This is a genomic window from Duganella sp. S19_KUP01_CR8, from assembly GCF_036688705.1.
Taxonomy (GTDB): domain Bacteria; phylum Pseudomonadota; class Gammaproteobacteria; order Burkholderiales; family Burkholderiaceae_D; genus Rugamonas.
Window position 1 is genome coordinate 131,413 of record NZ_JAQQPR010000018.1, and the last position, 22,838, is coordinate 154,250.

Annotated in this window: 19 protein-coding genes; 6 read left to right on the forward strand and 13 right to left on the reverse strand. The window is 64.5% G+C overall.

Annotated elements, in window-relative coordinates; all coding sequences use genetic code 11:
• Positions 1–38: 38 nt before the first annotated feature.
• From V6M89_RS19110 to V6M89_RS19120, 3 genes are all read left to right on the forward strand, one after another.
• Positions 39–374 carry a DUF3579 domain-containing protein gene (locus V6M89_RS19110; protein ID WP_116993504.1) on the forward strand — a complete coding sequence of 112 codons (336 nt, stop codon included), beginning with the start codon at positions 39–41 and terminating at the stop codon, positions 372–374.
• 105 nt (positions 375–479) lie between these two features.
• Positions 480–3,230 (forward strand): M16 family metallopeptidase, encoded by a 2,751-nt coding sequence (locus V6M89_RS19115; RefSeq protein WP_332854649.1) that lies wholly within the window; start codon positions 480–482, stop codon positions 3,228–3,230.
• Between the two features lie 122 nt (positions 3,231–3,352).
• Positions 3,353–3,628: an acylphosphatase gene (locus V6M89_RS19120; protein ID WP_332854650.1), complete on the forward strand. Its 276-nt coding sequence runs from the start codon at positions 3,353–3,355 to the stop codon at positions 3,626–3,628.
• A 1-nt stretch (position 3,629) separates the two neighbouring features.
• On the opposite strand, the gene V6M89_RS19125 is transcribed toward V6M89_RS19120, so the two are convergent.
• Both V6M89_RS19125 and V6M89_RS19130 read right to left on the reverse strand, forming a co-directional pair.
• Positions 3,630–4,604, reverse strand: coding sequence for a cupin-like domain-containing protein (locus V6M89_RS19125; RefSeq protein WP_332854651.1), 975 nt, complete (start codon positions 4,602–4,604; stop codon positions 3,630–3,632).
• 83 nt (positions 4,605–4,687) lie between these two features.
• Positions 4,688–7,429 carry a TonB-dependent receptor gene (locus V6M89_RS19130; RefSeq protein WP_332854652.1) on the reverse strand — a complete coding sequence of 914 codons (2,742 nt, stop codon included), beginning with the start codon at positions 7,427–7,429 and terminating at the stop codon, positions 4,688–4,690.
• Positions 7,430–7,850: 421 nt separating this feature from the next.
• Here V6M89_RS19130 and V6M89_RS19135 point away from each other — a divergent pair, with 421 nt between their 5' ends.
• Positions 7,851–8,591 carry a GntR family transcriptional regulator gene (locus tag V6M89_RS19135; protein WP_332854653.1) on the forward strand — a complete coding sequence of 247 codons (741 nt, stop codon included), beginning with the start codon at positions 7,851–7,853 and terminating at the stop codon, positions 8,589–8,591.
• A 14-nt stretch (positions 8,592–8,605) separates the two neighbouring features.
• On the forward strand, positions 8,606–9,919 hold the full coding sequence (locus V6M89_RS19140; RefSeq protein WP_332854654.1) for a glycoside hydrolase family 18 protein: 1,314 nt from the start codon (positions 8,606–8,608) through the stop codon (positions 9,917–9,919).
• Positions 9,920–10,038: 119 nt separating this feature from the next.
• Here V6M89_RS19140 and V6M89_RS19145 read toward each other — a convergent pair whose 3' ends face one another.
• The 11 genes from V6M89_RS19145 to V6M89_RS19195 all read right to left on the reverse strand — a co-directional run bounded on the left by V6M89_RS19145 (position 10,039) and on the right by V6M89_RS19195 (position 22,218).
• Entirely contained in the window at positions 10,039–11,343 is a 1,305-nt protein-coding gene (locus V6M89_RS19145) for a hypothetical protein (RefSeq protein WP_332854655.1), read from the reverse strand.
• A gap of 109 nt (positions 11,344–11,452) precedes the next feature.
• On the reverse strand, positions 11,453–12,574 hold the full coding sequence (locus V6M89_RS19150) for an ABC transporter ATP-binding protein (RefSeq protein WP_332854656.1): 1,122 nt from the start codon (positions 12,572–12,574) through the stop codon (positions 11,453–11,455).
• A gap of 4 nt (positions 12,575–12,578) precedes the next feature.
• A complete protein-coding gene (locus tag V6M89_RS19155; protein WP_332854657.1) occupies positions 12,579–13,883 on the reverse strand; it encodes an MFS transporter in 1,305 nt (434 codons plus the stop codon).
• A gap of 28 nt (positions 13,884–13,911) precedes the next feature.
• Complete coding sequence (locus tag V6M89_RS19160; RefSeq protein ID WP_332854658.1) at positions 13,912–15,408, reverse strand: glycoside hydrolase family 3 protein; 1,497 nt, start codon at positions 15,406–15,408, stop codon at positions 13,912–13,914.
• Positions 15,405–16,208 (reverse strand): carbohydrate ABC transporter permease, encoded by an 804-nt coding sequence (locus V6M89_RS19165; RefSeq protein WP_332854659.1) that lies wholly within the window; start codon positions 16,206–16,208, stop codon positions 15,405–15,407. Before V6M89_RS19165 ends, V6M89_RS19160 begins: the two co-directional genes overlap by 4 nt.
• The gene (locus tag V6M89_RS19170; RefSeq protein ID WP_332854660.1) at positions 16,205–17,167 is read right to left on the reverse strand and encodes a carbohydrate ABC transporter permease; all 963 of its coding nucleotides are present in this window, start codon (positions 17,165–17,167) and stop codon (positions 16,205–16,207) included. Before V6M89_RS19170 ends, V6M89_RS19165 begins: the two co-directional genes overlap by 4 nt.
• A gap of 1 nt (position 17,168) precedes the next feature.
• Positions 17,169–18,332, reverse strand: coding sequence for an ABC transporter substrate-binding protein (locus V6M89_RS19175; protein ID WP_332854661.1), 1,164 nt, complete (start codon positions 18,330–18,332; stop codon positions 17,169–17,171).
• A 163-nt stretch (positions 18,333–18,495) separates the two neighbouring features.
• A complete protein-coding gene (locus V6M89_RS19180) occupies positions 18,496–19,509 on the reverse strand; it encodes an SIS domain-containing protein (protein ID WP_332854671.1) in 1,014 nt (337 codons plus the stop codon).
• A 5-nt stretch (positions 19,510–19,514) separates the two neighbouring features.
• Positions 19,515–20,612: an N-acetylglucosamine-6-phosphate deacetylase gene (gene nagA / locus V6M89_RS19185; protein ID WP_332854662.1), complete on the reverse strand. Its 1,098-nt coding sequence runs from the start codon at positions 20,610–20,612 to the stop codon at positions 19,515–19,517.
• Positions 20,609–21,343, reverse strand: coding sequence for a GntR family transcriptional regulator (locus tag V6M89_RS19190; RefSeq protein ID WP_332854663.1), 735 nt, complete (start codon positions 21,341–21,343; stop codon positions 20,609–20,611). Before V6M89_RS19190 ends, nagA begins: the two co-directional genes overlap by 4 nt.
• Before the next feature lie 5 nt (positions 21,344–21,348).
• A complete protein-coding gene (locus V6M89_RS19195) occupies positions 21,349–22,218 on the reverse strand; it encodes a BadF/BadG/BcrA/BcrD ATPase family protein (RefSeq protein WP_332854664.1) in 870 nt (289 codons plus the stop codon).
• Between the two features lie 275 nt (positions 22,219–22,493).
• Here V6M89_RS19195 and V6M89_RS19200 point away from each other — a divergent pair, with 275 nt between their 5' ends.
• A complete protein-coding gene (locus V6M89_RS19200; protein WP_332854665.1) occupies positions 22,494–22,763 on the forward strand; it encodes a hypothetical protein in 270 nt (89 codons plus the stop codon).
• Positions 22,764–22,838: the final 75 nt, after the last annotated feature.

Genomic DNA, 22,838 nt, shown 5'->3' on the forward strand with positions numbered 1-22,838 from the left:
CTTGTTACCAACAAGTATCTACTCATAAGCAGCCGCCTATGGCAGAGTCAGCTCAAAAACCGTCAGAACAGCAGGATTCGTTCTTTATCCTCGGCCAGACCAGCAATGGCAGGCAGTTCCGTCCCAGCGATTGGGCCGAGCGCCTGTGCGGCGTGATGTCCTGCTTCAAGCCGGAAGGCTATGGCGGCGGGCGCGACGCCCACTTGCAGTTCTCGCCGTATGTCACGCCGACCGTCATCGACGGCGTCAAGTCGGTGGTGGTCAACGGCAAGCTGCGCCAGCTCGAACCGCTGGCCTATCACTTCGTCATCTCCTTCGCCAAGGACAACGACCTGCAAATGGTCGACGCCTGCATCCTGCCTGAAAAAGCCTGATCCTGGTCTGACCTTCCCCTTGTTTTAAAATTTGCTTAAGCGTCTACCCACGAGGGCGGGGTAGGGCGTATGCTGCCTGTTCTTCAGTTTTTTTCGCGAGAGACCATGAACAACAGCCGTTTGAAACACGCCGCCGCCGCCAGCCTGATGCTGTGCGGTTTGTCCTTTGTCGCCACCGGCAGCGCGTGGGCGCAGGCCTTGCCGGCCGGCGTGGTCAAGGGACCTTCGGTCGAAGGCATCAGCGAGTACCGCCTGCCGAACGGCTTGAAGGTGCTGCTGTTTCCCGATGCGTCCAAGCCGACGGTGACGGTCAACGTCACTTACCTGGTCGGCTCGCGGCATGAGAACTACGGCGAGACCGGCATGGCCCACCTGCTGGAACACATGATGTTCAAGGGCGCGCCGAAGAACCGCAGCATCCCGCAGGAATTCGCCAACCGCGGCATGGAGTTCAACGGCACCACGTCCTACGACCGCACCAACTACTACGAAGTGTTCCAGGCCAGCCAGGACAACCTGAAGTGGGCGCTGGACATGGAGGCCGACCGCATGGTGCACTCCTTCATCGCCCGCAAGGACCTCGATTCCGAAATGACGGTGGTGCGCAACGAGTACGAGAGCGGCGAGAACGATCCGTTCTCGGTGCTGCTCAAGCGGATGCAGAGCGTGGCGTACGACTGGCATTCGTATGGCCGTTCGACCATCGGCAATCGTAGTGATATCGAGAATGTGCGTATCGAGAATTTGCAGGCCTTCTATCGCACCTACTACCAGCCTGACAATGCGGTGCTGCTGGTGGCCGGCAAGTTCGAGCCGGCGCAGACGCTGGCGTGGATCAGCAAATCGTTCGGCGTGATCCCGAAACCCAAGCGCAGCCTGCCGCCGTTCTGGACGGTCGAACCGACGCAGGACGGGGAGCGCAGCTTCGTGGTGCGGCGCAAGGGCGACATGCAGGTGATCGCGCTGGGCTACAAGATTCCGTCGGCCTTGCAGCAGGATAGCGATGCGCTGAGTTTCATGTCCGAGATCCTGGGCGATACGCCGACCGGCCGCCTGCACAAGGCGCTGGTGGAGAGCGGCAAGGCGGCGCAGGTGTTCAGCTTCGGCCAGACCGGCTATGCGCCGGGCCTGCAGATCATTGGTGCGGTGGTGAAGGCGGGCGAGCCGCTGGAGCCGGTGCGCGATGCGCTGATCGCGACGGTGGAGGGCTTCGCCAGCACGCCGCCGACGGCGGAGGAGATGGAGCGCGCGCGGCGCAATTTCGCCAACGGTATCGAGAAGGCGCTGAACGATCCTCAGCGGGTGGGTGTGAGCTTGTCCGAGGAGATTGCGCTGGGCGACTGGCGTTTGCTGTTCGAGGGCCGCGACAAGCTGCCGAACATCACGCCGGAGCAGGTGGCCGCTGCGGCGGGGCGCTATCTTAAGCGCGACAACCGCGTGGTCGGCAGCTTCGTGCCGGAGGATGCGCCGCTGCGCGCCGAGATTCCGGCCGCGCCGCCGGTGGCGGAGGTGATGAAGGACTTCAAGGGCAAGGACAGCGTGCTGACGTCGGAGGTGTTCGATCCTAGCCAGGCCAATATCAATGCGCGCACGGAGATCAAGACCATAGGCGGCTTGAAGGTCGCGCTGCTGAACAAGAAGAATCGCGGCGAGGCCGTGTCGGTGGACTTGCAGCTGCATTGGGGCGACGAGAAGAACCTGTTCAACACCGCCATCGTCTCGAACGCGGCCAGCGAGATGCTGATGCGCGGCACCAGCAAATACAGCCGCGAGCAGCTGGCCGACGCCTTCGCGAAGCTGAAGATCTCCGGCAGCCTGTATCGCTTCGATACCACTGGTCCGAATCTGGATGCGGCGTTGCGGCTGGTGGCGCATGTGCTGAAGGAGGCCAGCTTCCCGGCGGCGGAGTTCGAGCAGTTGCGCCAGCAGTGGCTGGTGGGGATCGAGGCCTCGCGCAACGAGCCGCAATCGTTGGCGCGCACGGAGGTGGACCTGTATTTCAACCACTATCCGAAGGGCGATGTGCGCGCGCCGATGACGGTCGATGAGCAGTTGGCGGCGGTGAAGGCGTTGAAGCTGGAGGACGTGATCGCCTTCCATCGCGATTACTATGGCGCCAATCATGGCGAGCTGGCGATCGTCGGCGATTTCGACAAGGCTGCGATCGGCAAGACCATCGCCGACAGCTTCGGCGGCTGGGGTAGCAAGGTGGCTTATGCGCCGATTACCTCGGCCAATGAGGACAAGGCGCCGCTGCACAAGACCATCAATGCGCCGGACAAGGAGAACGGCTTCTACACCGCGCGCCTGAACCTCGACCTGAACGTCAATGATCCTGACTATCCGCTGCTGGACCTGGCCAACTATATTTTCGGCGAAGGCGGTTTGAAATCGCGCTTGATGGACCGCATCCGCCAGAAGGATGGCTTGTCCTATGGCGGCGGCTCGGGCCTGCAAGCGGGCGAGATCGACCGCGCCGGCAGCTTCGGCATCGACGCCATCGCCGCGCCGCAGAATCTGAAGAAGCTGGAAGCGGCGATCCGGCAGGAGCTGGAGCGGGCGGTGAAGGATGGCTTCACGGCGGCCGAACTGGCGGGCGCCAAATCGGGCCTGTTGCAGCAGCGGGTGCAGAACCGCTCCAAGGACAATGTGCTGGCCGCAGGCTGGACGCGCAACCTATACATGAATCGCACCTACAGCTGGAGCAAGGAATACGAGGACAAGCTCAAGGCGGCCACGCTGGCGCAGGTCAACGCCGCCTTCCGCAAGGCAGTCGATCCGGCCAAGCTGACGGTGGTGACGGCTGGCGACGAGTCCAAGGCGAAAGGCGCGGCATCTGCCGCGAGCACAAAATAATTTGTTGCCTTAACGACGGGGTCAAGTCTGACATTCGGACACGAGGTCATCCGTTAGGAAATTTAGGGTTGAGCTTGTGTCCGAATGTCAGACTTGACCCCATTGCTTATTTGGGAGGTGTCGTGATTCGACTGACGATAGAGGGACGCGTGCAGGGTGTCGGTTATCGCGCTTCGTTTGCGGAGCAGGCGAGGGCGCTTGGCCTGGCCGGCTGGGTGCGTAATCGGCGCCATGGTTCGGTGGAGGCTGAAGTGGAGGGCGGGGCGCATGCCATTGAGGCTATCGTGGCCTGGGCCAAGCGTGGGCCGCCCGGCTCCAGGGTAACGAATGTCACCGTCGAAGATGTGGTCGCCCAGGCGACCCTGGACGGTGGCTTCAAGATCCTGCCGACACTGTAGTTCAGGATTTCGGTGGTCGCGGGCGGGCGTTTTGCAGCACGCCTAGTTTGTGCTCGGGGATGTGTGCGGACGGATCTTGCGCCGGATCGAACACGTAGTGCTGGAAGATCGCGCCCCATGCGGCGCGCAGCTCCGGCGGCTGGTGCTTCATGCTTTGCAGCGTGGCCACCAGCGCTTCGAACGTGGTGCCAGCATCCGGCGCCGGCTCCTCGTTCTTCCACCAGTAGTTGACCATCATGTTCAGGATGCCGTTCGACTGCACGTGGTGCCACCACAGCGGCGGGATGAACAGCGCGTCGCCCGGCAGCAGGTCTGCCACCAGGGCCGCTTCCATCGCCTGCCTGAAGCGCGGATGGTGCGCGTAATCCGGATCGCGGAAATTGACCATGCTGATCGGCGTCGGCGTCGGCGCGAAATCCAGCGGGCCGATATACAGGTTGGCCACCTGCTCGGGCGGGAACAGCGTGAAGCGCCGCTCGCCGCTGACCACGCAGGCCAGGTTGTACGATTCGTCGAAGTGCGCCGGCGTGGTGATGGTGTTGCCCAGCCAGATGCGCGGCCGCACCGACGGCGGCAGCGCCGGCGCCACGTTGTGCAGCGCGAACTGCGGCAGGCAGTCGTCGATCAAGGCGCTCTGGATCGCCACCGACGGCGGCGCCTCGAACTGCGAGTAGCGCGCCAGCTGCTCGATCACCTTCGATACCGGCACCTTGTTGCGGACGAAGTTGAAACCCTCCATGTCCGGCTTGTAGAACAGCCGCCCGCGCTGGTCCGGCGGCGTCATGACGGCGTCGACCTGGTGGCCGCTGTCGAACCCCATCAGGTACTGGCACAGCGCTTCCGGCGCTTGCCGCGCCTGGTGCACGGCCGGCCAGTGGCGCACGAAGCCGCGCAGGATGGCGGGCCGGTAGCTGCCGGCGATCTCTTTGTCAAAGCGCGCCGGGTCGAGGTCCTGGTATTCGATGATCTGGTTCATGGATCGTATGATGGCATAAAAAAACCCGCCAGGGCCGGGAGCGGCCGTGGCGGGAACAGACTACACAATGAAACGGTTACCGATTAGTACTTGATATGCAGGCCAGCGTAGTACTGCGCGCCGTTGGCATAGAAGCGTGCCGGTTGATCCTTGTTGAAGATGTAGTTCTTCAGGATCGGGTTGTTCAGGTTCTGGCCACTCAGCGTCAGCACGATGTTCTTGCTGATGTTGTAGTTGAACGAGGCCGACAGGGTGCCCGAAGCGTCCTGGTACAGCGGCGTGCCGCGGTCCTGGGCTGCCAGGAACGCCGAGCGCCATGCGTAGCTCAGACGGACGTTGAACTTGTCGTTTTCGAAGTACACGCCGGCGTTGGCCGTGGTCTTCGAAGCGCCCAGCATGTCGCATGGATCGCCGGAAGTGGCGGTTTGCATCGCCGGGCAGGCGCCGAAGTCCAGGTGCGAGTCGGCGAAGGTGGCGTTGGCGTCGAAGCCGTAACCCATGCCGACCGGTACCTGGGCTGCCAGTTCCATGCCCTTGACCTTGGCGCCGACGTTGATCGGCGAGGTGATGCTGTAGGTCGCGAACACTGGCTTGTGCTGTTCCTGCGATGCGCGGCTGTCGATGAAGGTGCCGGTGCTGACGCCGTAGCCGACGTAGTCATGCAGGTCCATGTAGAACACGCCGGCCGACAGCAGGGCGCGCGGTGCAAAGTACCATTGCAGGCTGGCGTCCAGGTTGTTCGACTTGACCGGTTTCAGCGCAGCGTTGCCGCCGTTGCCGGTGTGGGTCTCGTCGGTCAGCAGCACTGCGCCGCCCAATGCGCCGTAGTCTGGACGGGTCATGGTGCGCGACAGGCCGACGCGGGCCACCAGGTCGGAGCGCAGGTCGAACTTCAGGTTCAGGCTAGGCAGCGGGATGGTGCTGTTGTTGTCGATCGCCGTCTTCTGGACGAAACCGCCCCATGGATAGGCTGGCAGCGTGCCGCCTGCTGGCTGGTTCTGCAGGATCTGATAGCCGTTCGAGGTGCCTTCGGTGCGCACGATGCGCAGGCCGACGTTACCGTTCCAGCCTTCGCCTTCCATCTCGGCCTGGGCGTAGATCGCCTTGGTGTTTTCCTTCAGGTCGAACATGTCCTGGTAGTAGGTGCGCGAGACATCGCGGTTCGAGTGCAGGTCGCCCCATGCGTTCAGGATGGCCGGATCCAGGATCCAGACGTTTTTAGGGAAGTCGCCGCCCAGGTCCTTGCCGAAGTTGCCAGGATAGGTGGTGCCGTTCCAGGCCGGGTTGGTGCTGCTGCCGCCGACGTCGGTGTTGGACCAGTTAGGACCTTGCGCCACTTCGAAGTTGGCGCGGGTGTGGTGCGAGCCGCGGACGCCGAACTTGAGTTCGCGGAACACGCCAGCGTCCAGCGCGAAGGCCGCGTCGATCTGGCCGTAGGTCTCTTTGTCGTCGGTGGTGGCCGGCGAGACGCCGAACACCCAGTCCAGCGGGGTGCCGGTGAACTTGGAGACGTCGATGTTAGGGAACTTGACGTTGGCCGGGCTGCCCAGACCATTCAGCTGGTAGCTGGCGCCGGAGTTGTTGACGTCGCCCTCGAACACGCCCTGGCTCGGGGTCACGCCCTTGCCCTTGGTGGAGCCGGCCTTGGCGGTGAACACCAGACGGTCGGTGGCGCGCCATTTGCCGTCCAGGTCGAAGAACTCGGTCTGGGCGTAGGCGCCTTCGCGGACGATGTCGTCGACGATGCCGTAGCGCAGCGGCTTGGCGGCCGTGCCCTTGTTGGCGAACGAGGCCGACACCAGCGTGCCGTTGCGGATCACGTAGCCCGGATCAGGCGCGACGCCCGAACCCAGCATGCCGGAACCGTTCATGTCGGTCATGTAGTTGGTGTTGAAGTTGGACGCGTCCATCTTCGAACGGAAGTAGGTCGCTTCCAAGCTGAGGTCGCGGCTAGGCTTGAATTGCAGGTCGATCAGGCCGCCCTTGCGCTTGCGCTCCTGCTGGAACAGCGAGGAGCCGATCAGGCGCGGGAACCAGACGTTGGCCAGGTCGGGATTGGTCTTGACGGCGGCGTTGGTCGGCGCGACCTGGGTCCACTGCAGCAGTTCCTGGCCGTCGCGGCGCAGGCTGCGTTTTTCCGAGAAGCCTTGCACCATCAGGCCGAGCGTGCCGGCTTCGTTTTTCCAGTTGAACAGCGCGCTCACTTGCGGATCGGTTTTTTCCGGCAGCGTGGCGTACACCGCCTGCACCGTCGCCTCCATCGAGATCGGCTGCTTGAAGTCCAGCGGATGACGGGTGCGGATGTCGATCGAGCCGCTCGAGCCGCCTTCGATCTGGTCGGCGGTTGGCGATTTGTAGACCACCACCTGGCCGACGATTTCCGACGGCAGCAGCGAGTAGGAAGCGGAACGGCCGACGGCGCCGCCCACCTGGTCCAGCACGAACCAGTCGCCCGAGGCGACGGCGTGGCCGTTGATCAGGGTCTGGGTCAGCGACGGGGCGGTGCCGCGCATCGACACGCGGTCGTTTTCATCGAAGCCGCCCGAACCTGCGCCCGAGGTGGAGATGTTCACGCCTGGGACGCGTTGCAGCGAGTCGGCGACGTTCTTGTCCGGCATCTTGCCGACGTCTTCGGCGGTGATCACGTCGACGTTGCTCGACGCATTGCGCTTGACCGACAGCGATTGCTGCAGCGAGCCGCGGATGCCGCTCACGACCACGACTTCAGGCTCTTTCTCTGTTGCGGCCTGTTGTGCCTGAGCGGTCATCGAGACGCTCAGCGCCAGGATGGCGGCTGCGGTCGCGATAGGCGTCAGTTTGGACATTTTAGTGTTATTCGAATTGTGGTACATGTTCCCTCCCGTTGATGAAGGCTCCGCCGAGCCCACTGATTGTTGATGCCGTTCTTTTTTACTTCTTACAAACCACTTACAAAACCAATCCAACGCCAATATACCCGTCTTTTAATACCAGATCACTACCACTTTGAAATTCTTTTTCGTAATGTTGTATGCGGCATACAGAGTGTGTCTTCGGCAACTAAGTAATACCGCTGCGGCGCTGGTATGGACCGCTGTTGTGATGATATGCAACAGCCTGAAAGCCTGCATCCATGCGGGTTTCAAGGGTTTGTTGAAAAATATTTGCAGATCCGGAAGGTGACGGCGGCTGCGCGCTGGTCTTTTTTTGGTATTATCAATTGACAACTACAAACAGGATGCCTGCCTCGTTATGGACAACGATTCTATGACCCCACTGGTACACATCCGGGCGCACCTCAATGAGACCAGTAACCTCCCTCTGTACCAGCGCCTGCAACGCGCTTTGCGCTCGGCCATCGAGCAGCATTTGCTCAAGCCGGAGGACGCGCTGCCGGCCGAGCGCCAGCTGGCTGCGGACCTGGCGGTGTCGCGCATCACGGTGCGCAAGGCCATCGACGGCCTGGTCGGCGAGGGCGTGCTGGTGCGCCGGCCCGGCTCCGGCAATTTCATCAACACCCGCATCGAGAAGAACTTCGCCAAGCTGACCTCGTTTTCCGAGGACATGCGGGCGCGCGGGCGCACGCCGCGCAGCGTGTGGCTCAAGCGCTCGGAGGGCACGGTCACGCCGGACGAGGCGATGCGGCTGCGGCTCAGTCCCGGCGCGGCGGTCTACCGCTTCCACCGCATGCGCTACGCCGACGACGTGCCGATGTGCCTGGAGTACGCGACCATCGTGGCGTCCTGCCTGCCGTCGCTGGAGGCGGTCGACCTGTCGATGTACGACGCGCTGGAGCGGGCCGGCAACCGGCCGGTGCGCGCCTTGCAGCGGCTGTCGGCGCTGCTGCTCAATGCCGAACAGGCAGCGCTGCTGCAGGCGAAGGAGGGCGACGCCGGCCTCTCGGTCGAGCGGCTCGGCTTCTTGCGCGACGGCCGCGCGGTGGAATTCTGCCGCTCCTACTTCCGCGGCGATATGTATGACTTCGTGGCGGAACTGAACGCCAGCTAACCTTGCAAGGATCTATGAACACGCACCACCTGAAACGCTGGGCCATGGCTGCGGCGCTGGCCGCCGCGCTGCCTGTCACCGCTACCGCCGCCGGCGCCGCGCCGGAAATCGTCGGCTACTATCCCGGCTGGAAGTCGGACGCCTTCCCGGTCACCGCCGCCAACGTCGGCGCCGGCAAGCTGACGATGGCCTTGTACGCCTTCCTCGACGTCTGCTGGAACGGCCAGCACGGCAACCCCGAGCCCTCGGTCAACTACGTGGCCGCGTGCCAGGACGCGACCGGCGACGCCACCTCGACCAACGGCGCGCTGGTGTTCCGCGACGCCGCCAGGGACGGCGCCAACCTGCGCGCGCTGGTGGCGCTGAAAAAACGGCATCCGCAGTTCAAGGTGGTGGTGTCGGTCGGCGGGTGGGACTGGTCGAACCAGTTTTCCAACGTGGCCGACAGCGCGGAGGCGCGCGCCAGCTTCGTCGCCTCGTCGGTGAAGCTGATGCGGCGCTTCGGCCTGGACGGGGTCGACATCGACTGGGAATATCCGACCGAGGCCGGCGTGCCTTGCGTGGCGGGCGCGGTGTGCGCGCGGCCGGCCGACAAGCAGAACTTCATCCAGCTGGCGCGCGAGCTGCGCGCGGCCTTCGACGCCGCCGGCCGGCAGGATCGCAAGCATTACAGCATCACCATCGCGGCCGGCGGCAACGCCAACTACGTCAACGAGGGCGCGGCCGGCGGCGGCTGGATCAGGCAGCTGTCGCAGAGCCTGGACTGGATCAACATCATGGCCTACGACTTCCACATGCCGTGGGAGAAGAGCAGCGGCCACCATGCGGCGCTGTCGGCCGACGCCGGCGATCCGGTGACGGCCAGCGGCTTCTACGCGGCGGGCTCGGTGCAGCGCTACCTGCAGGCTGGCGTGGCGGCGGACAAGCTGGTGTTGGGCGTGCCGTTCTATGGCTATGGCTGGAAAGGCTGCGCGCCCGGCGCCAACGGCGACGGCCAGTACCAGCTGTGCGACGGCGGCGCGACCGGCGGCGTGGACGGCACCAATTCGTATGGTTTCAGCCATCTGCTCAGGCAGGGCTACCTGACGGCGGGATTTGAGGGCGGCAAGGGCTACCGGCGCTACTGGAACAGCGCGGCCAAGGCGCCCTACCTGTACCACGCGGCGGAGCGGGTCTGGATCACCTATGAGGATCCGGCCTCGCTCAAGGAGAAGGCCAGCTACATCAAAGCGCAGGGCCTGCGCGGGGCGATGTTCTGGGAGTTGAGCAACGACGGCCAGCATCAGCTGCTCGATGCCTTGTCGGCCGCCATGCGGCGCTTGCCATAACCCGCGTGCTTAAGCGATACGCCAGCCGTGCCACTTAGGGGTCAGACCCCGTACGGGGTCTGACCCCGCTTGGCTGTGCGGGGTAACAAAAAGCCGGCGCTAGGCCGGCTTTGCTTGGATTACTTGGCTTCCGCCGCTGCTGCTTTTGGCGGGTTCTGGTACATGATCCAGTAGCGCGCCAGGTCGCCGCGACCGTCGTTGCCGCTGATGGTTTCCAGCAGCTTGACCGACTCGTCCTTCTTGCCGGCGATGGCCAGCGCGTAGGCCAGGCGCAGCTTGGCGTCCTCAGGATTCTTGGCCACGCCCTTGGCGATACCTTGCTTCATCAGCTCAATGCCCTTGTCGGCCTGGCCCAAGGTCACGAAGTTGTAGCCCAGGTTGACCATGCCGACGCCGTCCTTCGACTTCTGCGCGGATTCGATGCCCTTGTCGATGTTCTTGGCATCGTCGGCGGCGCCCTTGTTGGCGCTGTCGCGGATTTTTTGCAGCGCGGCCTTGTTCTTGTCGGCCGGGATGGCGCCTGGGTAGCCCTTGTCCATGGCGATCTTGGCTTCGGTGAAGAAGCCGCCCAGCACCGCCAGTTCGGCGATCTCCGCGTAGTCCTCAGGCTCCATCTTGCTAGGCGCGGCCAGCGCTTTCAGGCGGGCGATGTCCAGGTCCAGGCGCGGCGCGTAGGTCTTCTTGCCGCGGGTGCGGTTCAGCAGGTCGAACCAGTAGTCTTCGGTCGGGTAGTAGCGGGTCAGCTCTTCCACCGCTTGCAGATACAGCTCGGTGTCCTTGGTCTTGATGCCGACGTTGCCCAGCAGGTTCAGTTCATCCTTCGGCGGCGTGGCGCCGGATTTCTTGGCGGCGGCGACATCCTTCAGCGCTTCGGCCTTGGCGGTGGCGAAATCGTCCTTGAAGAAGTAGGAACGGACGATGAACTGGCGCTGTTTGAGCGTGTCGCCCGATTCGGTGCCGTAGCGGGTGAACCAGGCGATGGCCTGGTCGTAGTCCTTGATGTTGCTGTAGTAGATGCCGCCGACGGCGTCGATGAAGCGCAGCTTGTCCTCAGGCTTGAGGCGGCCGGAGTCGATCATCGCGGCCAGCGCCTTGACGGTGGTTTGATGGTCGCCGGAGGCCTGGCCCAGTTGCACGCGCATCTGGTTCAGCACGAAGGCTTCGTACGGCGTCACGTTCGGCATCGCGGCCGCGGTGTCGATGCGGGTTTTGAATTCGGTGTAGTTCTTGTTTGCCAGCAGATCTTTGGTCTGGGCCGGGTCGATCAGTTTGTAGATCTCGGGACGCACGGCATCCTTAGGCGGCTCGGCCGGCTTGGCGGCTTCGGCGGCGTAGACCGGGGACATGCCCAGCACGGCCGGTACGGCGTTCAGGCCAATGGCGGCCAGGATCAGGCTAATACGAGCGAGACGAATGTGGGACATGAATTATCCTTCTTTCTATCAAACAAATTAGAGGGCCGGCGGGTAAGCCGTGCCATCGCGACAGTACAAACCCGCGTATTGTTACATAAAACCGCTTAGAAATACGAATTCAAGCGTGTGCCGGCCCGCGCGCCAGCGCCTGGCCGTCGGCGTTAAATAACAGGCAACGCGACGGCGGCAGGTGGATGCGGGTGAGGTCGCCGGCGTGCAGCGGCGGCGCTTCGGCGGCCTGCTTGACGGCGATCATTTCGCCGGCGCCGGCCAGCGTGGTGTAGACGATGGACTGGTCGCCCAGGTATTCCACGTGGCCGATGCCGACGTCGATGGTATTGGCGCCGCCAGCGCCGGCGCCGGCGATGGCCAGGTGCTCGGCGCGCACGCCCAGCGTGACGCGGTCGCCGCGCCGCGGACCGCCATTGGCACCGCCGGCCGCCACCTCGACGATGGCGCCGCCGGGCAGCAGCACGCTGGCGTGGTCGGCCGACACCGCGACGATCTCGCCGGCGATGAAGTTCATCTTCGGCGTGCCGAGGAAGCCGGCCACGAACAGGTTGGCCGGATGGTTGTACAGCTGATGCGGCGTGCCGACCTGCTCGATGCGGCCGGCGTTGAACACCGCGATGCGCTGGCCCAAGGTCATCGCCTCGACCTGGTCGTGGGTGACGTAGATCATGGTGGTCTTCAGCTCCTGGTGCAGGCGGCTGATCTCCACCCGCATCTGCACCCGCAGGCTGGCGTCCAGGTTGGACAAGGGCTCGTCGAACAGGAACACCTCCGGCGTGCGCACGATGGCGCGGCCGATGGCCACGCGCTGGCGCTGGCCGCCGGACAGCTCCTTGGGCCGGCGCTTCAGCAGCGGCGCGATCTGCAGGATGGCCGCCGCACGCTCCACCGCCGCCGCCACCTCGGCCGGCTTGCGGCCGGCCAGCTTGAGCGCGAAGGCCATGTTCTCGTACACCGTCATGTGCGGATACAGCGCATACGACTGGAACACCATGGCCAGCTTGCGCTGCGCCGGGGCGATGTCGTTGGCCAGCGCGCCGCCGATGTGCAGCGTGCCGCCGCTGATGTCCTCCAGGCCGGCGATCATGCGCAGCAGCGTCGACTTGCCGCAGCCGGACGGGCCGACGAAGACCATGAATTCGCCGTCGGCGATATCGAGGTCGACGCCGTGCACGACCGGGGTTTTGTCGTAGCTCTTGACGATCTGTTTGAGGCTGACGCTGGCCATCCGCTTAACCCGCGCGCACGGCTTGTGGCGCCGGCTCTTCCTCTGCCTGTGGACGCGCCGTCATCGGAATGATCTGCGACAGAATGGCAACCGGAATCGCCGACAGCATGACCCAGATGAAGAAGTGCTGGTAGCCCAGCGCAATCTGGATATCGCCGCTGAATAGCTTGAATAGCACAGAGCCCAGCTGCATGAAGCCGGTGGCAAAGGCGTAGTGCGCGGTCTGGTATTTGCCTGGCGCCACCACCTGCATCATGTACAGGATCAGGCCCACAAAGCCGAAGCCGTAGCCGAACATCTCTACGCTGAGCGCGACGCCAACGATAGACAACTCGGTCGGCTGGAAGGTGGACAGCAGGTAGAACGCCACGTTAGGCAGGTTGACCGCGAGGATCAGCCACAAGATGGCGCGCTTGAGGCTGAGCCACGAAGTGAAGTAGCCGCCAGCGATGGAGCCGACCAGGAAGGCCACGGTGCCAACGGTGCCATACACCGCGCCCACTTCGGCGGTGCTCAGGCCAAGCCCGCCGAGATGGCGCGCTTCGCGCAGGAACAGCGGGCCTATCAACTGCACTTGCGCTTCGCCCGCGCGGAACAGGATGATGAAAACGATCGAGACCCAGATGCCAGGCTTCTTGAAGAACTCCAAGATCACCTCCCACAACGTGCGTGCGATGGCGGCGGCGTTGGTGTCTTCACTGACTTCATTCTTTGCCAGCGGCAGCGCCCAACCGTTATACAAGCCAAGGGCGATCATCATCGCGCCGAGGATGCAGAAGCAGATGGTCCATGCCGGTACTACGCCCAGCGTTTTCTCGAAGTGGCCGGCCAGTAGCAGCAGCGCGCCGGAGGTGAAGAATTTTGCGGCATTAAAGAAAGTGCCGGTCCAGCCGGCGTACTGCGCTTGGCCTTTTTCATCGAGACTGGTGATGTACAAGCCGTCGCACGCGATGTCGTGGGTGGCAGACGAAATGGCGACCAGCGTAAGCATCGCCATGGTGGCGGCAAACCAGAACGGCGCTTGCAGCGCCAACGCAACGCCGCCCAAGCACAAGCCGCCGAGCACCTGGAAGAAGGTCACTACCAGTTTTTTGCTCGGCGCCAGTTCCAGAAAGGGACTCCAAAAAGGCTTTAATGCCCACGCAATGCCGATCAGGGCGGTCCAGTGACTCAGCTCGTCGTTGGGTACGCCCATACTCTTCAGCATCTGGCTGGCGACGATGGCAACGGCGAAGTAGGGCAGGCCCTGTGCCAGGTACAGGCTCGGTACCCAGAACTTCGGGTTGCGTATATTTTGTGTGTTGTTCATGCTGTGTGCTCCCCCGATTTATATTTTTTTATGCGAAGCCCGGCACCGGCGCGCGGCCGGTGGCTTCCAGTTCGCCGCACAGCCAGCCGTTGACCGCGTCCAGCGCCGGCTGGGCGAAGCCGTAGGTCATCAGCGATGGCGACTGGATGTCCAGCGCCTGGTACGGATTCCACAAGGCCAGGTGCAGGTCCGGCTTCCAGGTGGCGCGCGCGTGCTCGCCGTAGCGCAGGCGCGAGGTCGAGGCCAGGATGGTGAAGCGGCCGTCCTGCGGCAGCGCGCTCCAGTCGAAGGTGTCGGCGTCGGCGAAGGTGGTCAGCTCGACGTCGTACAGCCGGCGCAGCGACGCGGCCACGCCTTCGGCCGGCACGCCGGCTTCGGACACGCCGTCGCTGACCACGTCCTGGCGCACCACCAGCCGCACCTGCGCGCCCTGTGGCGGGCGGGTGGGCGCGCCGTAGGCGGTCAGGCTGCGACGCCAGCCTTCGGCCATCACTTCTCGGTCGGCCGCGTCTTCCTTGTAGGAGCGCGGCTTGCATGGATAGGCCAGCGCCAGCGACGCCAGGCGGTCCAGGCGCAGCTTGATCTCGTCCATAGCCAGCTCGCCCGATTCAATGGCGGCGGCGATGGAGTCCAGCGTTTCGTTCTGGGTTTCGGTGGTGCCCAGCGCCATCACCATGTCTGCGCCGGCGACCAGCGCGCGCACGGCGGCGTTGCCCACGCCGTAGCGGCCGGCGATGGCGTGCATGTCCATGCCGTCGGTGATGACGACCCCCTTGTACTGCCACTCTTCGCGCAGCAGGCCGGTGAGGATGCGGCGCGACATGGTGGCCGGATTGTCCGGGTCCAGCGTCGGGTAGACGATGTGGGCGGTCATCATGGCCGGCGCCGCGCCTGACGCGATGCGGAACGGCGCCAGTTCCATGCGGTCCAGTTCCTCGACCGGCTTGTTCACGGTCGGCAGGTCGCGGTGCGAATCGACGTTGGTGTCGCCGTGGCCGGGGAAGTGCTTGACGCAGCAGGACACGCCCTCCGCGTGGCTGCCGGCCATCCACGCCATCGCCAGCTCGGCGGCGCGCAGCGGCTCGGCGCCGAAGGAGCGCTCGGCGATCACCGGGTTGTGCGGGTTGTTGTTCAGGTCCAGCACCGGCGCGAAGTTCCAGTTGAAGCCCAGCGCCTTGACCGCGCGCGCCACGGCGGCGCCGGTGCGGTAGGCCAGGTCGGTGTCGTTGGCGGCGCCCAGGCCCATGGCGGCCGGCGGCGCCGGCACCCAGGTCGAGCGCACCACGGCGCCGCCTTCCTGGTCGATGCCGATCAGCGACTCGGGGCCCATGACGGCGCGCAGGTCGGCGGTCAGCTTGGCCAGCTGTTCGGAGTCGGTCATGTTCCCGCGGAACAGGCAGACGGCGCGGATGCCGTTGGCCTTGATGAATTCTGCGGTGGCGGCATCGAGCACGGTGCCGGGGAAGCGGATCATGATCAGCTGGCCGGCGATTTTTCTGAGTTCGGTTTGATTTGGTGTCGTCATTTCACAGCTCCGTCCATGCCACGCATGAAGAATCGTTGAGTAAAGAGGAAGGCTGCCAGCGTGGGCAGGATGGTCAAGATGGTGCCGGCGGCGATCACGCGCGTGCTGCTGCCGAAGGTGCCGCGCAAATACAGCACGCCCACCGACAGCGGGAATTCGTCCGGTTTGCTCATCACGATGGATGGCCAGATGTATTCGTTCCATGCTTCGACCGCCGTCAGGATGCCGACCGTGGCCAGCCACGGCGCGATCAGCGGCAGCATGATTTTACTGAAGATGGTCCATTCGGAGGCGCCGTCGACGCGGGCGGCGTCGATCAAATCCTGCGGCACTTCCTCGAAGGCTTGCTTGAGCAGCAGGATGGCGACCGCCGTGACGACGTTGGGCAGGATCACGCCGGTGTAGGTGTCGACCAGGCTCAGTTTCGTCACCGTGATGAAGTTGACCAGGAAGTTCACCTCCGACGGCAGCACCAGCGTGGCGAGGATCAGGCCGAACACCAGCTTGCGGCCTTTGAAGTGCATGCGCGCCAGCGGGTAGGCGGCGGCCGAGCACAGCGCCAGCTTCCAGAACACGGTGCAGGCGGCGATGAAGACCGAGTTGCGGAAGAAGGACCAGATCGGAATCGCCTTGAACACTTCGATGAAGTTCTCGAACGACGGCTGGTTCGGCCAGAAGGTCGGCGGAAAGGCGAAGATGTTGCCCTCGGTGGAGATGGCCGTCACCAGCGTCCACCAGAACGGGAACACGCAGATGACCGCGATCGCGCAGAGCAGAAGGTAATGGGTGATCGTCTTCATCGGTGTTTGGGCTTGATGTAGCGCAGGCAGAGCAGGGCGATGCCGATGCAGAAGATGGACATGACGAAGCTGGCGGCCAATGCGCGCGGCAGCTTCAGGTGCTTGAGGCCCTGGTCGTAGGCGTAGTACAAACCGGTGAAGGTGGAGTTCATCGGGCCGCCCTGGGTCAGCACGTCGACTTCCTGGTAGGCCTTCAATGCGGCCAGCACCGACAGGATGGTGCAGACCATGATGGTGGGACGCAGCATCGGCACGGTGATCTGCCAGAAACGCTGCCAGCGATTGGCGCCGTCGAGGATGGCGGCTTCCTGCATGTCGGCGGGGACGGCTTGCAATGCGGCCAGGTACATCACCATGTACCAGCCCAGGCCGCGCCACAGCGTGACGAACATGATGGCGAACAGCGCCAGGCTGTCGTTGGAGAGCCAGCCGACCGGCGCGCCGACCAGCCGCAGCGTCATCAGCACGTAATTGAGCGCGCCCTGTTCGTGGAACATGAAGCCCCACATGATGCCGACCACCGACACCGTGGTCACCACCGGCACGTAGAAGGCGGCGCGGAAGTAGCGGATGCCGGGCAGCTGGTTGTTGACCAGTACCGCGAGCGTGAGCGCGCCGATCTGCACGAAGGGCACCATCAGCAGGAAGACCAGCGAGTTTTTCAGGCCGGTGACGAACATCTCGTTGTCGAAGATGTAGCGGAAGTTGTCCAGGCCGACCCAGTGGGTGTCGCGTATCAGGCTGTAGTCGGTGAAGGCCAGCACGGAGCCGAAGGCCACCGGCCAGAACGAGAAAACGGCCAGCAGCGCCAGCGCGGGGGCGAGGAACAGCCAGGCGGTGAAATTGATGCGGCGCCTCCCGTCATTCCCGCGCACGCGGGAATCCATAGAGCGCGTGCCCGCCGGCTCAGTATGGGTTCCCGCGTGCGCGGGAACGACGGTGGTTTGGTCGGCGCTCATCTTAATGGCTCCGCTGCGCGCTGAGTTTCTTGTTCCAGATCGCCACCGCCTGGTCCAGCGCCTGCTTGACGTCCTGCTTGCCGGTGACGCCGGCTTCGACGGCCTTGACCAGGTAGCGCCGCAGTTCATCGTAGTCGGTGATGCCGGCCACGTACAGCGTGTGCGAATGCGGCATCGACACGGCGCCCGCCGATACAGCCTTCTCGGCCGCGCCGGCGCCTGGCGGCACGGTCATGAAGAAGGGATCGTTGGCCGCCTGCGACATCGCCGGATACACGCTGGCCTGCTTGGCGAAAGCCAGCTGGTTGGCGTCGTTGGTCAGGTAGCGGGCGAACTTGCCGACCGCCGGCAGCAGCTTGGCGTCGACGTTCTTCGGCACGGCGAAGTGGATCAGCCAGCCGCCGTCGGCGATGCCGGTCGGGCCCAGCGGCGCGGGGGCGACGTCGGTGATGGCGTAGATGTCCTTGGCGTCGCTCTGGATGCGCTTGACCGCCGTCGGCGGCGCCAGCAGCATGCCGAGGCGGCCGCCCTTGTAGGCATCGATCGCGGCGGGGAAGTTATCCTCGGCGAACAGCGCGTCCTTCAGCAGGCCGCCGGCTTTGTAGGTCTCGGCGAGTTTCTTGATCAGCGCGATGTGGGCGGGCGAGTTGAACACCGCCTTGCCATCCTTGATCACGGCCAGGCCTTGCTGCATCATCAGGCCGTCGATCTTGGACAGCGCGGGGCACAGGCCTGCCTTGCCGGTGCGGGCGGCGATCTGGCGCGCGAACAGCAGCTGCTCGTCGAGATCGCGCGGCGCGCGCGGGATGCCGGCGGCTTTGAATATCTGGGTGTTGTAGGCGATGACGGCGACGTTGCTGTACATCGGGAAACCGTAGGTCTTGCCGCCGAAGGTCAGGTCTTCCAGCGTGCTGGGAAGGTAGCGCTGGCGGGCGTCGCCGAGCAGGGCGTCGACCGGCGTGAGCAAGCCGTCGCGGGCGAATTCGTCGGCCCAGGGCACGTTCAGGTTGACCAGTGCGGGCGGGGTGCCGGCGACGATGCGCGTCACCAGCTTGGTCTGGATCACGTCCCATGGGAAGTCGACCCATTCCACTTTCACTCCCGGATTGCCGGCTTCGTAGTTCTTCACCAGCGTCTCGAAATAGGGAGTGAATTTGGGCTTCATGCTGAAGGTCCAGAATTCGATTTTTTCCGGGGCGGCCGTTGCCGGGTTCGCGAAGAGCGCCGCAAGCGCCAGTAGCCACCCCGCACGGCGGTATGCCGGGGTCGGACCCCGTGCGGGGTCCGACCCCTTCGGCTGGCGGGGTGGGCGCGGCGCAATCACGGACTTAGTTGGTCTTGGTGACTTTGCTCAGGTGGCGCGGGGCGTCCGGGTCCATGCCGCGTGCCGCCGACAGCTGGGCCGCCATCACGTAGAAGGCCTGGATCGCCACGATAGGATCCAGATCCGGCGTCGCCGCAACCGGCAAGGTCAGGTCGCGCTCGGCCACGTCGGCCGGTGCGGCCAGCAGCACGCGCGCGCCACGGCCGCGCATCTCGGTCGCCAGTTGCAGCAGGCTCGCTTGGGTCGGGCCACGGGTGGCGAAGATCACCAGCGGGTAGCCTTCTTCGATCAGCGCCATCGGTCCGTGCTTGATCTCCGCGCCGCTGAAGGCTTCCGCCTGCAGTGCCGAGGTTTCCTTGAATTTCAGGGAAGCCTCCAAGGCGACCGGGAAGCTGATGCCGCGGCCGACCACCATGATGTTGCGGGCAGGCGCCAGCACTTCGATGGCCGAGGACCAGTCTTCCTTGGCGGCCTCGCGCAGCGAGTCGGGCAGGGCTTCCAGGCCGGCCAGCAGCTCCGGATCGTTCTGCCATGCGGCGACCAGGCGGGCGCCGGCCACCATGCTGGTGATGAAGCTCTTGGTGGCGGCCACGCTCTGCTCTTTGCCGGCGCGCAGCGGGATCGCCCACTCGGCGGCGTGCGCCAGCGGCGAATCGATGTCGTTGACCAGCGCGATGGTGGTGGCGCCGCCGTCGCGGAAGTAGCGGATCGGCTCGACCACGTCCGGGCTCTGGCCCGATTGCGAGATCGAGATCGCCAGCGTGTCGCGGGTGATCAGCGGCGATTTGTTCAAGGTCACCAGCGACATCGGCAGCGACGCCACCACGCGGCCCAGGCGGGCCATGATCAGGTAGGCGGCGTAGGCGCAGGCGTGGTCGGAGCTGCCGCGCGCGATGGTCAGCGCGGTCGAGAAGGACGTGCTCCTCAATTTGCGGCCCAGCTCCGCGTAACGGTCACCATCGCTGGCCAGCTGGAGGGCTACGCAATCCGCTGCGGACAGGGCTTCTTTCAACATCATTGAGGTCACAACAATTCTCCTTCGATATAGACGGCTTTGAGATTCAGGTCACGGTCTAGCACTACCAAGTCGGCGTAGGCGCCGGGAGCCAGGCGGCCCCGCTCTTGCAGGCCGAGATAGTCGGCCGCATACGTTGAGACCCGTGCCGAGGCGTCCGCCAAATCGAGGCCGAGTCCGACCAGGTTGCGCAGCGCCTGGTCCATGGTGAGGGTACTGCCGGCCAGCGTGCCGTCGGACAGGCGCACGCCGCCCATGCATTTCATGACGGTGTGGCGGCCCAACATGTACTCGCCGTCCGGCATGCCGGTGGCGGCGGTCGAATCGGTCACGCAGTACAGGTGCGGGATGCAGCGCAGCGCGGTGCGGATGGCGCCGGGGTGCACGTGCAGCAGGTCGGGGATGAATTCGGCGTACTGCGCATGGGCCAGCGCGGCGCCGACCATGCCGGGTTCGCGGTGATGCAGGCCGGTCATGGCGTTGAACAGGTGGGTGAAGCCGTGCGCGCCGTGCTCCAGCGCGGCCACGCCGTCCTCGTAGGTGCCGAGGGTGTGGCCGATCTGCACGCGCATGCCGGCGTCCGACAGTTCGCGCACCAGCTCCAGGTGGCCGCCGATTTCCGGCGCCACGGTGATCAGCTTGATCGGCGCGATCGCCTCCAGGCGCTCGACGTCGGCCAGCTTGGCGGTGCGCGCGAACGGCGGCTGCGCTCCCAGCTTGCCGGAGTTGATGAACGGGCCTTCCAGGTGTACGCCCAGCACGCGCGCTTCGCCTTTGCCGCGCAGGGCGGCGGCTTTGCCGATGCCTTGCAGCGCCAGGTCGATGTCTTCCGGCGGCGCCGTCATGGTGGTGGCCAGCATGCTGGTGGTGCCGTGCTTGGCGTGGATGGCGGCGATGGTGTGGACGGCGTCGCCGCCTTCCATCACGTCCTTGCCGCCGCCGCCGTGCACGTGCAGGTCGATAAAGCCAGGCAGGATATAGACGTCTTCGTTTTTCGACGGGTCGGTGCTGCTGCCGTGGATGGCGGCGATACGGTCGCTGAAGGTGATCTCACCGCGGACCCAGCCCGCCGAGGTCAGGATATTGCCTTGGATTGCACTGCTCATCTGCGCGACTCCGCTACGAATTCATAATAATCACTGCGGCAATACGAGTGGGTCAGTTCCACCGCTGCGCCGTTGTCGAGATAACTGACGCGGGTGATGTGCAGCATCGCGGCACCCGCAGGTATGTTGGCCAGGCGCGCTTGTTCCGCGCTGGCGTTGACGGCGCGGATATGCTGCAGCGCGCGCATCGGAATGGTGCCGTTGGCTTCCAGGTAGCCGTACAGCGAATCGGTCACGCTGTGCGGGTTCGGCATGTACTGGGCCGGGATGGTGGTGGTCTCGATCGCCATCACCACGTCGTCGGCGGTGCGCAGGCGCTTCAGGCGCGCCACCGGCATGTTGGGCGACAGGCCGAGCGACAGCAGCTCGATCGGCGAGGCGATGCCGATGTCGCGCTGCAGCCAGCGCGAGCCTGCCGTGAAGCCGCGTTCGCGCAGCTCTTCGGAAAAGCTGGTCAGGCGGGATAAGGGCTGCTCCAGTTTCGGCGTGATGTAGGTGCCGGAGCCGCGCTTGCGGGTCAGCATGCCGCGCTCGCACAGCATGTCGATCGCCTTGCGGGCGGTGACGCGCGAGATGTTGAGCATGTCCGACAGCACGCGCTCGGACGGCAGGGCCTCGTTGGCGCGCCAGTCGCCGGCCGCGATCCCGTCGGACAGCTTGTTCGCCAGCTGCATGTAGAGGGGGGTGTCGCTCTCGGCATCGGGCTTGAAATCGCTCAACTGGGCTAGCACAGGGCTTACTCCTTCAGACGTTGTTGGATCAGCCGCAAGGCACCTGCAGCGGAATCGCCTTGCGGCGTGACGATCCGCTTCAACATCGATACCGGCAGGTAGGGGCGCAGTGGCGCCGCCAGTCCGCCGCACAGCGCGATCGGCAGCTTGCCGCCGGCGTCGAGCGCGTTGCCCATCAATTCCACCTGGCGACCCGCTTCGAGCAGGATGGCGCGCGCGGTGTCGTTCGATTCGCCGTGTTGCAGCACGATGCGCGCCAGTTGCGCGTACTGCGTTTGCGTGGCCTTGGCCAGCCAGTTCTGCAGCGCGTCGCGGCCGCCGCCGCAGGCTTGCGCCAGGTCGGCGCTGAAGGGGGAGGCCGGCAAGCGGCCGTCCAGCACCTGCTGCACGTGGTTGATGGCGCGCAGGCCGATCCAGGCGCCGCTGGCTTCGTCGCCGGCCGGGAAGCCCCAGCCGCCGACTTCGACGTGGACGCCGTCCGTGCGTTTGATCTCGCCGACGCTGCCGGTGCCCAGCGCGATGATGGAGCCCGGCTGGCCGCGGTGGGCGCCCAGCACGGTGGTGTGGCCGTCGGTTTCCAGCGCCACGCGGGCGTAGCCGGGATTGGCGGCGACGAATTCGGCCGCCCAGGCGCGGTTGTGCACGCCGGCCAGGCCGAGGCCGATGGCGACTTGTTCTTTGGCGGGGATGGGCAGTTCGGCGGCACGGAAAGCCATGGCGGCCGCGTCTTCGACGGCGGCCCAGGCGTTGGCGATGCCGTGCATCAGGCCGGACGGGCCGCTGACGCCTTCGGCCAGTTCAATGCCGTCGACGCGGGCCAGTCGCACCCTGGTGCCGGTGCCGCCGCCGTCTACGCCGATTAAAAATTCGATCATGATTATCCGAGAATGCTGTGCCGGGATCCCCCGTGTGAGGGCACTATATGTTTGGCAAACCAGCTTGTCAACAGGTATTTAACTGGTATTATAAAATATTGAAGTGGACTGGCGTTGTCGACTTGGAACGTATTTGTAAGTGATTGTTTTTGCTGGTTATTGCTGGATTTTCCGGCAAGTGGTCGGGTGTCGTATTTGCATGCCACTTTGGTCTGCTTTTGGTAGGGAGGCGGGCGAGGGAGTACACTACGGCTTTAGTGCACTTTGAAAGCAAGATGATGAACGATTACTGGGATGACTGGCAGAAGGAAGCGTTGGCTGCCGGCGTGAAGGCGCCGCTGGCCAAGCTGGGGATGGAAGTGATGAAGGCGAACCGCAAGAATCGCTGGCCCAAGCATTTCATAGGGCGGATGGAAGATGGTCCGATGATGCTGGCGATGTGCCTGGAAGAGCCGGATGAGACCGAGTTGCTGTTTGTCGAAAACCTCTATCCCTACGACGACAAGCTGATCGCCGCCACCAAGAAGCGCCTCTGTTTCGATTAAACGAATCCGGGGTCAGGTCCCCCATTAGTGCATCAGCCCGGCTAAATAGCCGAGCTGATGCACTAATGGGGGACC

What these genes read in the sequence shown, in the direction of transcription:
- V6M89_RS19145 (WP_332854655.1), bottom strand. Translation starts at nt 11,343, where the DNA reads ATGTCCCACATTCGTCTCGCTCGTATTAGCCTGATCCTGGCCGCCATT.
- V6M89_RS19150 (WP_332854656.1), bottom strand. Translation starts at nt 12,574, where the DNA reads ATGGCCAGCGTCAGCCTCAAACAGATCGTCAAGAGCTACGACAAAACC.
- V6M89_RS19200 (WP_332854665.1), top strand. Translation starts at nt 22,494, where the DNA reads ATGATGAACGATTACTGGGATGACTGGCAGAAGGAAGCGTTGGCTGCC.
- V6M89_RS19175 (WP_332854661.1), bottom strand. Translation starts at nt 18,332, where the DNA reads ATGAAGCCCAAATTCACTCCCTATTTCGAGACGCTGGTGAAGAACTAC.
- V6M89_RS19140 (WP_332854654.1), top strand. Translation starts at nt 8,606, where the DNA reads ATGAACACGCACCACCTGAAACGCTGGGCCATGGCTGCGGCGCTGGCC.
- V6M89_RS19110 (WP_116993504.1), top strand. Translation starts at nt 39, where the DNA reads ATGGCAGAGTCAGCTCAAAAACCGTCAGAACAGCAGGATTCGTTCTTT.
- V6M89_RS19195 (WP_332854664.1), bottom strand. Translation starts at nt 22,218, where the DNA reads ATGATCGAATTTTTAATCGGCGTAGACGGCGGCGGCACCGGCACCAGG.
- V6M89_RS19115 (WP_332854649.1), top strand. Translation starts at nt 480, where the DNA reads ATGAACAACAGCCGTTTGAAACACGCCGCCGCCGCCAGCCTGATGCTG.
- V6M89_RS19130 (WP_332854652.1), bottom strand. Translation starts at nt 7,429, where the DNA reads ATGTCCAAACTGACGCCTATCGCGACCGCAGCCGCCATCCTGGCGCTG.
- V6M89_RS19155 (WP_332854657.1), bottom strand. Translation starts at nt 13,883, where the DNA reads ATGAACAACACACAAAATATACGCAACCCGAAGTTCTGGGTACCGAGC.
- V6M89_RS19165 (WP_332854659.1), bottom strand. Translation starts at nt 16,208, where the DNA reads ATGAAGACGATCACCCATTACCTTCTGCTCTGCGCGATCGCGGTCATC.
- V6M89_RS19135 (WP_332854653.1), top strand. Translation starts at nt 7,851, where the DNA reads ATGACCCCACTGGTACACATCCGGGCGCACCTCAATGAGACCAGTAAC.
- nagA (WP_332854662.1), bottom strand. Translation starts at nt 20,612, where the DNA reads ATGAGCAGTGCAATCCAAGGCAATATCCTGACCTCGGCGGGCTGGGTC.
- V6M89_RS19160 (WP_332854658.1), bottom strand. Translation starts at nt 15,408, where the DNA reads ATGACGACACCAAATCAAACCGAACTCAGAAAAATCGCCGGCCAGCTG.
- V6M89_RS19170 (WP_332854660.1), bottom strand. Translation starts at nt 17,167, where the DNA reads ATGAGCGCCGACCAAACCACCGTCGTTCCCGCGCACGCGGGAACCCAT.
- V6M89_RS19125 (WP_332854651.1), bottom strand. Translation starts at nt 4,604, where the DNA reads ATGAACCAGATCATCGAATACCAGGACCTCGACCCGGCGCGCTTTGAC.
- V6M89_RS19180 (WP_332854671.1), bottom strand. Translation starts at nt 19,509, where the DNA reads ATGATGTTGAAAGAAGCCCTGTCCGCAGCGGATTGCGTAGCCCTCCAG.